Origin of the sequence: Celeribacter baekdonensis B30 (genome assembly GCF_000299875.1) — a bacterium.
In the GTDB taxonomy this organism is placed as follows: domain Bacteria; phylum Pseudomonadota; class Alphaproteobacteria; order Rhodobacterales; family Rhodobacteraceae; genus Celeribacter; species Celeribacter baekdonensis_A.
Window position 1 is genome coordinate 89,605 of record NZ_AMRK01000013.1, and the last position, 10,225, is coordinate 99,829.

Consider the following 10,225-nt stretch of genomic DNA (forward strand, 5'->3'; position numbering starts at 1 on the left):
GCACTATCTCCAGGCTTTGAACTTGAGTGGCAACAAAGCCTGATCGGCCGTTTACACAATCCAACTGGCCCACACCGTTGGAGATAGGCCCTGCCAGACGACATCCATTGGGCAGCTCCAGCTCTGGTGACTTTGTCGACAAAGTTGGCGGCGGGTTTGTCGGGCACAGGACTGGTCCGCCGGAACAAGCGCTCACGAAAATCGCTCCCAAGAAGACAGTCGCCAGCCGCGCTCTTGTTCTCATTTCGACTTACCGCCGGACGGCGCTGTCGGTCATATCTTCAATCAGCACTGGCTGGGGGGCGGTCTTCTTGTGCTTGTCGCTTCCATGGCATGAACGCCCCATCATCTTGTGCATCACAAAATGGGCGCCAACGCAGAGCACCAGAGGCGCAAAGACGGTAGCGTTTGCCCAAAGGCCTGCGACGGTGCCTCCGCCAATCAGGAAAGCTGCGATGGGTAGAAGCATGACAGCACAGCAAGCCATCATGCCCCAGTGCATCAACTTTCCGTGGCGATTGCCACCTGACTCGCTATCCTCTTGCATGGAATCCACCTCTGATTTTGGTCAACGTATCCTGTTTAGCTTGATCTCCCGCTGGAAGGTCAAGGATACACTTCGATACAAATCTTGCGGCCTGTTGCGGTTGAGATTCAGCCCCATCTGAGCAATGCCTGTCTCGTCCAATTGAGTAACCAAGGACGAACAAATGGCAGAGAGACCGAGTTTGAACAGGCGGAGCCTGATTGCAATTTCAGGCGCATTCTTGATGACCCCCCACACTCTCCGGGCGGAAGAGGCTGGTGTGGTAAGACGCAATATCTCGTCGTTCGTTCTCCACAATTGGCGTGATCACTTTGACCGTCTCGGGAAGGGCATCATCATTTCGGATACTGTCACAAAGGTGCTCCAACACTGGACAGAAGATGAAGAGATGCGGATTTACCCGACCTCTGTTCCCTTGACTGATGAATTGACGAAGCGCGGGTATACAGAAGTTGTCGAGAAACGGGAAAATCCAGGTTGGGCGCCGACCCCTTCAATGCGTGAACGCAACCCGGAATGGCCAGCCTATGTGCCTGGAGGAGATCCCTCCAATCCTTTGGGAACGCGTGCGCTCTATCTGTCGTGGCAATACTACAGGATCCACGGAACTCAAGACACGCGGAAAATCGGGCGTAGATCATCAAACGGCTGCATCGGCCTTTACAACGAACATATAGAAGAGGTCTTCGACCGCACGCCGGTCGGGACGCAGGTTAAGTTGATCTGAACGGATCACATGCAGGAGAGTAAAACACTATGAATTTCTGGGGATGGTTCGTTGGCGGGTTCTTCGTGCTCGGCCTTGGAGCGGTCGGTTGGCAGGCGTTGCAGCCGGCCCCGGCGCAGACCGCTCAAGGACACTCAATGGTTCCGCCGGACACGAGCGGCATACCTCAGGGCGCGCCCATTGCCAATGTACTCCTTCCAGCTGAATTCTCTCCGCAAGCCCAAATGGGGCAACGCGCGTTCGAGGCAAAATGCGCCAGCTGTCATGGTGAAAATGCCGCAGGCCAGAATGGGGTCGCTCCTCCGCTTGTTCACAAAATCTACGAGCCGAACCACCATTCGGATGCCGCGTTCCTGAATGCGGCGCAAAACGGCGTCCAATCTCATCACTGGAATTTTGGCAATATGCCTCCCGTTGAAGGCCTCACCCAAGGTGATGTGAAGATGATTGCGGGATACGTGCGCGAACTGCAGCGCGCGAACGGGATCAACTGACTTTGGTCGCCAGGCTGAACATATTCCGTAGCGCGATCCAGATTCTCCTGTTGGTCTCGATCGCGTTATTTGTCGTCCTCCCGGCGGGATCTCTCGATGCAATTGGCCATGAAACGGTCGCTGCCAAAGTTTCCGAACGAAGTGCGCAAAAACATCAGACCTCTCATGAGGAAGATGCAGATAATCTTCTCCCCGGGCATTGCGATCCGGGGCCGGACTGCTCGAAAAATATGGTAATTGTCATTTTATCAGCTCCGAGAGCTTCGACCAACTTGTCGCAATTGCCTCGCGAACATCCAGATCAGAGCTTTTCTAACCGGAATGTCCTAAGGGACACCCCGCCTCCCAAACACCTATCCTGACCTAGGGGCAACCACGCCTCATCAAATTAAATCTATCAAGCATGGAAATACAGGATACGGAACGATGAAAAGCAAACTGATGATCGGCCTCTTGGCTGGAACGACAATGGCCGCAGCTGCATTTGCACATGGTGGCGCGGAAGGTGTCGTCAAAGAACGCATGGACGGCATGATGGCCATGGGGCAATCGGTCAAAGAACTGGCTCCGATGATGCGTGGTGAAATCACCTATGATGCTGAAGCTGTTCGTACGGGAGCACGCGTCTTTGTCGAACATAGCGAAGGCATGACCGAATTGTTTCCCGAAGGGTCTGCTGGGAAACCGTCCGAAGCAAAGTCCGAGATCTGGTCGGATTGGGAAGAATTCAGTGCGCTCGCAGAGCAGCTCAAGGTGGTTAGCGAAGGTCTTGCCGAGGCCGCCGACAACGGGCTTATGGCGTCAGGTGCGGGAATGGATGCAGGCTCCATGATGGGCACGCAATCCCCCGGAAGCATGATGGGAGCTTCGTCCATGATGGGAACTTCGTCAGGAAGCCCGATGATGGACTATGCCTCGATGCCCGCAGATGGGGCATTCAACATGGTGACCCAGACATGTTCGGCATGTCACGCGAAATTCCGCTACGAGGCGAAGTAAAGATGTGCCGGATGAAAAAACTGGTCTTTGCTGCAGGGGCGCTTTGCGCCCTTGTGGTCGGCGGCCTTGTGATCTGGCCGATTGGCAAGGTGCCCGCGTCGATCACGCAAACGGGTGATGTCCAGCGCGGCGCCTATTTGGCTCGCGTATCCGGGTGCATTTCATGCCACACCAATTCAGAGGCTGGCGGCGCCGCACTCGCAGGCGGCGCGGGGCTGGCGACAGATTTTGGCACGTTTTTTCCGCCCAATCTGACGACAGACAAAGAGAACGGCATCGGGGGGTGGACGGTTGAGCAGTTCGCCAAGGCGGTTCGCCAGGGCATTAGTCCTAGCGGAGAGCCGTATTATCCCGCTTTTTCCTATCCGTTCTATGCGGATTTCACGGATCAGGACATTGCCGACCTTTGGGCAGCTTTCCAGACCGTGCCACCAGTCGCCGAGGCAGCGCTTGAGCATGATGTCAAGTTTCCTTTCGATCAGAGATGGGGCCTGAAGCTATGGCGGGCGGCCTATCTCTACGATCCACCCACGGAACCCATTGACGAGAAAAACGCACAATGGAACCGCGGTCGCGAGCTGGTTCGAGGTGCAGCACATTGCGGTGCTTGCCACACGCCACGCAATATCGGAGGCGGGCGCCTGCTTGACGCGGTTTTTGCTGGAAATGAGGCATTGCCAGGGGGGAGCAAGGCGCCTTCGATCACGCCGAACTCTCTGGCAGAACGCGGCTGGACCGTTTCCAACCTCGCCTATGCGTTGCGTACTGGCGTGACGCCGTCAGGCGACGCTTTCGGCGGCAGCATGGTGGAGGTCGTGCAGGGCAATACGCGCTTTTTGTCCCCCGATGATCTGGAAGCGATGGCCGTGTACTTGCTTGATGGTGACGAACCTCGAGCCGACCGGGTCGCTCAGGGCGAGGGCGCCGCTGCTAATAAAGACATGTGACTGCAATAGAGACAATGTGTGAGCCAAAACTGGCTCGCACAACAAACGAGAACGAAATGACACACACCAGAAGAGCATTCATTCAATCGGGGTTGGCAATGAGTGCGTTGAGCGTCTTCCCCAAGGCCGGATCTGCAGCCACCCCTGAATTTCAGGTGATGACAGCGCAAAGTGGCGCCGTACAACTCGCCCCTCCGGACTACCCCAAGACGGAGATTTGGGGCTATGACGGAAAGTTTCCTGGCCCCGTGATCCGTGTTCGGCAGGGCGCGCGTCTTCAACGTCGGCTCGTCAACAAGTTGCCGCAGGCGACGTCCCTGCACTGGCATGGCGTGCGGATATCAAATGCGATGGACGGCGTGGCCGGGCTCACCCAAGATGCCATCCCCACAGGCGAAACCTTCGACTACGATTTTGCCGTTCCAGATGCAGGAACTTTTTGGTTTCACGCGCATAATCGCTCCGTCGAACAGGTCGCTCGTGGGCTCTACGGAGCGTTGATCGTCGAAGAACCGATAGCCCCGGATGTTGATCGCGATGAAGTCCTTATTCTTGACGATTGGCTCCTCAACCCGGAGACCGCACAACTCGACCCAGATTTTGAAGCCGTTCATGATCGTAGCCATGCAGGCCGACGTGGCAACTTTGTCGCCACCAACGGAAGCTTCAATTCTACGCTCAACGTGAGCCAGGGTGAGCGGATGCGGCTTCGGTTGATCAACGCGGCAAATGCCAGGATCTTTGTTTTGGGCCTGTCAGGTCTAAAGGGGTGGGTGATGGCGTTCGACGGAATGCCACTGGTGACGCCGAGTGAGATCAGCGAACCGATCATCCTTGGGCCGGGCCAACGAGCGGATTTGTTTGTCGACGTCATTGCGGATGAAGGGGAAAGTGCTCATCTGGTGCGGCTTGAAGACGGCCAGGGATTTGCCCAAACCGAGTTTCGCGTGACCGGCACTTTGGCCTCCGCTGTGCGGGATGTCCCCCAAGTTCTGCCACCGAACCCTAATATGGATGTGCCGGGACTGGAGCAGGCGAGACGCATCAGGCTCAACATGGAAGGCGGGGCAATGGGCAACCTTGACGCAGCCATACTTGAGGGTGAGCGAAAAACGTTCCGCCAACTGGTCGACGCGAACCAGTTCTGGGCTTTCAATGGTACCGTGGGCATGACCGAGAAGCCACTGGCTAGCCTGTCACGCGGTGAAACAGCGCGAGTGGAGATCTACAACGATACATCCTTCCCCCACGCCATGCATTTGCACGGGATGCATTTCCGGGAGGTGCTGGAGGGCGGTGAAGTTGGTCCCCTGCGGGATACCTTGCTGATGTTCGGTGGCGAGACTCGCGAGATCGCCTTCGTTGCCGACAATCCGGGAAAGTGGCTGTTTCACTGTCACATGCTCTCGCACGCGGCATCCGGCATGATGACGTGGCTGGAGGTCGCATGAGATCAGCTTACCTGGCGGTAATTTCATCCATTGGCCTGATTGGGCTAGGTGCAACCTGGTGGTTCAGCGGCAATGCCTCCCAGGGTTCTTCCCCGTTTGACGACGTCAATATCGAACTGGGGCAAGCTCTCTATTCTGAAAACTGTGCGTCCTGCCATGGCGCCAATCTCGAAGGGCAACCAGACTGGCGAAGCCCTGGTTCAGATGGCCGCCTGCCCGCGCCGCCGCATGATCGCAACGGTCATACCTGGCACCATAGTGACCAGATTTTGTTCTCCTACACCAAGCTCGGGGGGGCGGAACTGATGCGACAACAGGGCTCAGATTTCGACAGTGGCATGCCGGGCTTCGCCGGCAAACTCACAGATCAGGAAATTTGGAACATTCTCGGCTTCATTAAGTCGACCTGGCCAGAGCGAGAGCGCAATGCTCAGGCCGCACGCACAGCAGCAGAACAAGAGGGATAATGGACATGATTTTCAGAAATTTGATGCTCGTATCGTCATTTGCCTTACTTCCAATGGCAGTGCAGGCCGCAGACCTGGACGAAGCGCGGGTCAAGGAACTTGTATATGAGGCTATCCGCGAGAATCCGCAAATCATCATGGAAGCAGTCGAAATACTTCAACGTCAGGACGCCGAAGCCCAGGCACAAGCGCAGGCAACCGTCTTGCGCGATCAGCGACAATTGCTCGAGCAAGACCCGAATGCACCGGTTCTCGGCAATCCCGATGGGGATGTGACCGTTATCGAATTTTTCGATTACAACTGCCCATATTGTCGACGCGCTATGCCGGAAGTTCAGGCTCTGTTGGAGGCCGATCCTGATGTGCGTCTGGTCTATCGCGAATGGCCAATTCTCGGGGACGGGTCAGTGTTTGCAACCAAAGCTGCACTCGCATCGCGGCTGCAAGGCAAGTATGAGGCATTCCACTGGGCCCTAATGGGTATGAACGGCCGGGCGGAAGAGGCAAGCGTTCTCAGGATAGCACAAGAAGTTGGTCTCGACATCGAACGCCTTCAAACCGACATGGAGCGCCCCGAAATTGAAGAGCACATCGCGACCTCGATGCGGTTGACGCAGTCGCTCGGCTTCAGTGGCACGCCTTCATTTGTGATCGGCGACAATCTGGTTCCAGGCTTCGTGGAGAGCGATAAGCTCACGGAACTGGTCGACAACGTGCGGGCGTCGGCAAACTAGCACTCTGCGGTGGGTTCTGACATCACGCCCGATGAGCAATGATGCAGGCGAATGAGCCGGAGCCCCTACATACCAAAAGACCTAGGCACGGCCTACCACTGAAAGAGGCGGCGAGAAGATGACTTACCTTTGGTATCTTATTGCTGCCTTTGCCGAGATCGCCGGATGTTTTGCTTTCTGGGCATGGTTGCGGCTCGATCGTTCGCCACTTTTGGTCGGGCCAGGTCTGGTAAGTTTGGCACTCTTCGCATGGCTTTTGACGCGCGCAGAAAGCGAAATGGCCGGTCGGGCATATGCAGCTTACGGGGGCGTCTACATAGCGGCGTCCATGATCTGGATGTGGCTAGTGGAGGGGAGCCGACCGGACCGCTGGGACATTGCAGGCATTCTTCTTTGCCTCTTAGGCAGTGCTCTCATCCTGTTGCCTTCGCGCTCATGATCTGCGGAACCTCAGAAAACCAGGCAAATCCGTCGCTAGAAATCGCTAGGTCATCGCACCCGTCACGACGGGTGCGATGACCCATAGATTAGGCAGTCACGGTATTTTCGTACCCAGCTTCACGAAGCAGGGCCGTCAGCCGTTCTGTTGACAGTGCACCTTCAACAGAAACCGTGCGGGCCGGAATGTCGCAAGATACGCTCGCATTTGCGTCAGCTGCCTTGATCGCCTTTTCGATCGTACTGGTGCAATGACCACAACTCATGTCGGGAACGTTGAATTTCATGTCGATGTCTCCTCTGTGACAGCTTGTTCAGTGCAGATGGGGCTTCCAGTGGGGGGAAGGTCAAGGGTCTCCGTAGATTTTTAAAGCGAAGCCAGGAAAGTTCAAATTGGGTATTGACCTTCCAGTCACTGGAACTCCTATTTGGGGTGTCAAATGGGATTCCAGGAGACTGAAATGACAGATCAATCCAAAGTGACGCTCTCGATTGAAGGAATGTCTTGCGCCTCATGCGTAGGGCGCGTGGATCGGGGCCTAGCCGCGTTGAGGGGAATATCCGATGTCTCGGTGAACCTCGCGAACGAGACGGCGCGTTTCAGCGTGGATGGTTCGCCCCACCTGCAAGATGCGGTCCAAGCCCTGAAAGATCTCGGGTATCCAGCGCGAACGGCATCCGTGACGCTGAACATCGCGTCCATGTCATGTGCTTCTTGTGTCGGGCGCGTCGACAAGGCACTTGCCTTGGTTCCCGGCGTGTTGGAGGTCAACGTTAATCTTGCGGCGGAAAATGCGCGCATCACATATCTTGAGGGCATGACCGACCCTGTGGCCCTCATCCGTGCATCCGAGCAAGCCGGATATCCAGCCAGCGTGGCCGAGGCCACGGCAACACAGGATCGCACTTCGCGAAAAGAAGAGGAAGCGCGCGGGTTGGCACGCCGGGTGGCACTGGCCGCAGCACTCGCTTTGCCGGTTTTCCTGATGGAAATGGGCGGGCACCTGATCCCGGCCGTGCATATGGCGATCAACAATACCATAGGACAGCAGGCCAGCTGGTTGATCCAGTTCATCCTCACAACGGCTGTGCTCATTGGGCCCGGCCGACAGTTCTATCTGAAAGGGTTTCCGGCCTTGCTGAAAGGTGCTCCAGACATGAACAGTCTGGTCGCCGTCGGCACAGGCGCAGCTTATCTTTATTCAGTTGTCGCAACGTTCTTCCCGTCGCTGATGCCCGAGGCCGTCCGCGCTGTCTACTTCGAGGCCGCCGCGGTCATCGTGGTCCTGATCCTGATCGGGCGCTGGCTCGAAGCGCGAGCGAAAGGGCGAACAGGGGCTGCAATCGAGAAGCTGCTCGGCCTACAGGCTCGTACGGCGCGTATTTTGCGTGACGGCGATGCGGTCGAGGTCGAGATCGATGCCTTGCGCACCGGAGATCTGATTGTTGTGCGCCCCGGAGAACGACTCGCCGTGGACGGTGAGGTTGTGGACGGCGAAAGCCATGTCGATGAAAGCATGATCACCGGGGAACCCGTGCCGGTCGGCAAGTCGGCTGGTGATCCTGTCACGGGCGGTACGGTCAATGGCGCGGGCAGTCTGACCTATAAAGCAACGCGTGTTGGTGCGGATACCACGTTGTCCCAAATCATCCGCATGGTCGAAGATGCGCAGGGCGCCAAGCTCCCCATTCAAGGGTTGGTGGATCGGATCACGCTTTGGTTCGTCCCCGCTGTGATGACCCTCGCCGCCTTGACGATCCTTGTCTGGCTAATATTCGGCCCTGATCCCGCCCTCACCTATGCGCTGGTCGCGGGTGTCTCAGTTCTCATCATTGCTTGTCCCTGCGCGATGGGACTGGCGACGCCGACGTCGATCATGGTCGGGACCGGTCGCGCTGCTGAAATGGGCGTGTTGTTCCGCAAGGGGGATGCTCTGCAAGCATTGGGGGACGTCAAGGTTGTCGCTCTGGACAAGACCGGCACCGTCACCGCCGGACGTCCCGCGCTGACCGACCTTGTGCTGGCGGAAGGAGCCGAGCGCTGCACCGTTCTTGCGGCAGTCGCATCGGTCGAAGCCAGATCAGAACACCCGATCGCCGAAGCTATCGTGCGCGGCGCGCAGGCGGAAAACATCAGACTGTCGGAACCGAGCGCGTTTACTTCGATTACAGGGTATGGCGTGCGCGCCATCGTTGACGGGGCCGAGGTTGTTGTCGGAGCTGACCGAATGATGCAGCGCGAAGGGATCGATCTTGGTGAACTCGCAGAGGCTGAAACTATGCTCGCACGGCAAGGTCGCACCGCACTCTTCGCCGCAATCAATGGCAAGGCGGTGGCTGCGATTGGCGTCGCCGATCCGGTCAAACCCTCGAGCCGAGCCGCGATTGCCGCACTGCACAGTCTGGGTTTGAAGGTGGCAATGATTACCGGCGACAAACGCGAAACGGCAGAAGCAATTGCCGAAGAGACTGGTATCGACCACGTGATCGCGGGGGTCTTGCCCGACGGCAAGGTGGCGGCACTGGAAAATCTGCGCCAGCAGGGCACATTGGCCTTTGTTGGCGATGGCATCAACGATGCACCCGCGCTCGCCCACGCGGATGTTGGCATCGCCATCGGCACTGGCACGGATGTGGCGATCGAAAGCGCAGATGTCGTATTGATGTCCGGTGATCTTCGCGGCGTTGTGAACGCTTTCGAGATCTCGCGACACACCATGCGAAACATCAAACAGAACCTTGGTTGGGCCTTTGGTTACAATGTGGCTTTGATACCCTTGGCCGCCGGAGCGCTTTATCCGAGTTTCGCCGTGCTGCTGTCACCGGTCGTCGCTGCCGGTGCGATGGCACTTAGCTCGGTCTTTGTCTTGACGAACGCCTTGCGGCTGCGGCGCGTAAGACCGGCGATGGACGAGCGCCAAGAGTCTGGGCGGGTGGAGGACTTCGCCCCCGTCCCGGCCGAGTGAGAGGAGGCAGAAATGAACATTGGTGATGTTGCCGAGCGGTCAGGAGTGCCGGCCAAGACCATTCGCTACTATGAGGATATCGGTCTAGTAACACCTTTGCGCGCTGCAAACGGGTATCGAAGCTTCAGAGAGATCGATTTTCATAAGCTGGCATTCATCGGACGAGCGCGAGCCTTGGGATTTACAATCGAAGACTGCCGTACGCTTTTGGCGCTCTATAACGATGACAATCGAGAAAGTGCGCAGGTAAAGGCCGTCGCAGAGGTGCACCTGCGCCAGATTGATGAAAAGATCTCTAAACTCATGTCGATGAAAGAAACTCTTTCGTCTCTCGTGCACCAGTGTGCTGGCGATCACCGACCGGATTGTCCAATTCTTGCGGATCTTTCTGTCGTAGACGACGCAACTTTCTCATGATCTCCGACGACGAATGAAATCGCGCGCCCTGCGAGACA

The 10,225-nt window shown here is 57.1% G+C and carries 12 protein-coding genes; 10 read left to right on the forward strand and 2 right to left on the reverse strand.

Going from position 1 to position 10,225, the window contains the following annotated elements:
• Nucleotides 1–250: 250 nt before the first annotated feature.
• Complete coding sequence (locus B30_RS18105) at nucleotides 251–547, reverse strand: DUF2933 domain-containing protein (protein ID WP_009573635.1); 297 nt, start codon at nucleotides 545–547, stop codon at nucleotides 251–253.
• A 163-nt stretch (nucleotides 548–710) separates the two neighbouring features.
• Here B30_RS18105 and B30_RS18110 point away from each other — a divergent pair, with 163 nt between their 5' ends.
• The 8 genes from B30_RS18110 to B30_RS18145 all read left to right on the forward strand — a co-directional run bounded on the left by B30_RS18110 (nucleotide 711) and on the right by B30_RS18145 (nucleotide 6,805).
• On the forward strand, nucleotides 711–1,274 hold the full coding sequence (locus B30_RS18110; protein WP_009573636.1) for a L,D-transpeptidase: 564 nt from the start codon (nucleotides 711–713) through the stop codon (nucleotides 1,272–1,274).
• Nucleotides 1,275–1,303: 29 nt separating this feature from the next.
• On the forward strand, nucleotides 1,304–1,768 hold the full coding sequence (locus B30_RS18115; protein ID WP_009573637.1) for a c-type cytochrome: 465 nt from the start codon (nucleotides 1,304–1,306) through the stop codon (nucleotides 1,766–1,768).
• 426 nt (nucleotides 1,769–2,194) lie between these two features.
• Complete coding sequence (locus tag B30_RS18120; RefSeq protein WP_009573638.1) at nucleotides 2,195–2,767, forward strand: c-type cytochrome; 573 nt, start codon at nucleotides 2,195–2,197, stop codon at nucleotides 2,765–2,767.
• Between the two features lie 11 nt (nucleotides 2,768–2,778).
• Nucleotides 2,779–3,714 (forward strand): c-type cytochrome, encoded by a 936-nt coding sequence (locus B30_RS18125; protein ID WP_009573639.1) that lies wholly within the window; start codon nucleotides 2,779–2,781, stop codon nucleotides 3,712–3,714.
• Between the two features lie 56 nt (nucleotides 3,715–3,770).
• Nucleotides 3,771–5,165, forward strand: a complete 1,395-nt coding sequence (locus tag B30_RS18130; protein ID WP_009573640.1) for a multicopper oxidase family protein — start codon at nucleotides 3,771–3,773, stop codon at nucleotides 5,163–5,165.
• Entirely contained in the window at nucleotides 5,162–5,632 is a 471-nt protein-coding gene (locus B30_RS18135; RefSeq protein WP_009573641.1) for a c-type cytochrome, read from the forward strand. Before B30_RS18130 ends, B30_RS18135 begins: the two co-directional genes overlap by 4 nt.
• A 5-nt stretch (nucleotides 5,633–5,637) precedes the next feature.
• Complete coding sequence (locus B30_RS18140) at nucleotides 5,638–6,366, forward strand: DsbA family protein (protein WP_040402930.1); 729 nt, start codon at nucleotides 5,638–5,640, stop codon at nucleotides 6,364–6,366.
• A 118-nt stretch (nucleotides 6,367–6,484) separates the two neighbouring features.
• Complete coding sequence (locus B30_RS18145) at nucleotides 6,485–6,805, forward strand: YnfA family protein (RefSeq protein ID WP_009573643.1); 321 nt, start codon at nucleotides 6,485–6,487, stop codon at nucleotides 6,803–6,805.
• A gap of 88 nt (nucleotides 6,806–6,893) precedes the next feature.
• On the opposite strand, the gene B30_RS18150 is transcribed toward B30_RS18145, so the two are convergent.
• On the reverse strand, nucleotides 6,894–7,091 hold the full coding sequence (locus B30_RS18150) for a heavy-metal-associated domain-containing protein (protein WP_009573644.1): 198 nt from the start codon (nucleotides 7,089–7,091) through the stop codon (nucleotides 6,894–6,896).
• Nucleotides 7,092–7,265: 174 nt separating this feature from the next.
• On the opposite strand from B30_RS18150, the gene B30_RS18155 reads away from it, so the two are divergent.
• Both B30_RS18155 and cueR read left to right on the forward strand, forming a co-directional pair.
• Nucleotides 7,266–9,770: a heavy metal translocating P-type ATPase gene (locus tag B30_RS18155; protein WP_040402909.1), complete on the forward strand. Its 2,505-nt coding sequence runs from the start codon at nucleotides 7,266–7,268 to the stop codon at nucleotides 9,768–9,770.
• Nucleotides 9,771–9,782: 12 nt separating this feature from the next.
• Nucleotides 9,783–10,187, forward strand: a complete 405-nt coding sequence (gene cueR, locus B30_RS18160) for a Cu(I)-responsive transcriptional regulator (protein ID WP_009573646.1) — start codon at nucleotides 9,783–9,785, stop codon at nucleotides 10,185–10,187.
• Nucleotides 10,188–10,225 lie beyond the last annotated feature (38 nt).

Bases quoted from the DNA above. Each gene is read 5' to 3' on its own strand.
- B30_RS18105 (WP_009573635.1), bottom strand. From the start codon at position 547: ATGCAAGAGGATAGCGAGTCAGGTGGCAATCGCCACGGAAAGTTGATG.
- B30_RS18110 (WP_009573636.1), top strand. From the start codon at position 711: ATGGCAGAGAGACCGAGTTTGAACAGGCGGAGCCTGATTGCAATTTCA.
- B30_RS18115 (WP_009573637.1), top strand. From the start codon at position 1,304: ATGAATTTCTGGGGATGGTTCGTTGGCGGGTTCTTCGTGCTCGGCCTT.
- B30_RS18120 (WP_009573638.1), top strand. From the start codon at position 2,195: ATGAAAAGCAAACTGATGATCGGCCTCTTGGCTGGAACGACAATGGCC.
- B30_RS18125 (WP_009573639.1), top strand. From the start codon at position 2,779: ATGAAAAAACTGGTCTTTGCTGCAGGGGCGCTTTGCGCCCTTGTGGTC.
- B30_RS18130 (WP_009573640.1), top strand. From the start codon at position 3,771: ATGACACACACCAGAAGAGCATTCATTCAATCGGGGTTGGCAATGAGT.
- B30_RS18135 (WP_009573641.1), top strand. From the start codon at position 5,162: ATGAGATCAGCTTACCTGGCGGTAATTTCATCCATTGGCCTGATTGGG.
- B30_RS18140 (WP_040402930.1), top strand. From the start codon at position 5,638: ATGATTTTCAGAAATTTGATGCTCGTATCGTCATTTGCCTTACTTCCA.
- B30_RS18145 (WP_009573643.1), top strand. From the start codon at position 6,485: ATGACTTACCTTTGGTATCTTATTGCTGCCTTTGCCGAGATCGCCGGA.
- B30_RS18150 (WP_009573644.1), bottom strand. From the start codon at position 7,091: ATGAAATTCAACGTTCCCGACATGAGTTGTGGTCATTGCACCAGTACG.
- B30_RS18155 (WP_040402909.1), top strand. From the start codon at position 7,266: ATGACAGATCAATCCAAAGTGACGCTCTCGATTGAAGGAATGTCTTGC.
- cueR (WP_009573646.1), top strand. From the start codon at position 9,783: ATGAACATTGGTGATGTTGCCGAGCGGTCAGGAGTGCCGGCCAAGACC.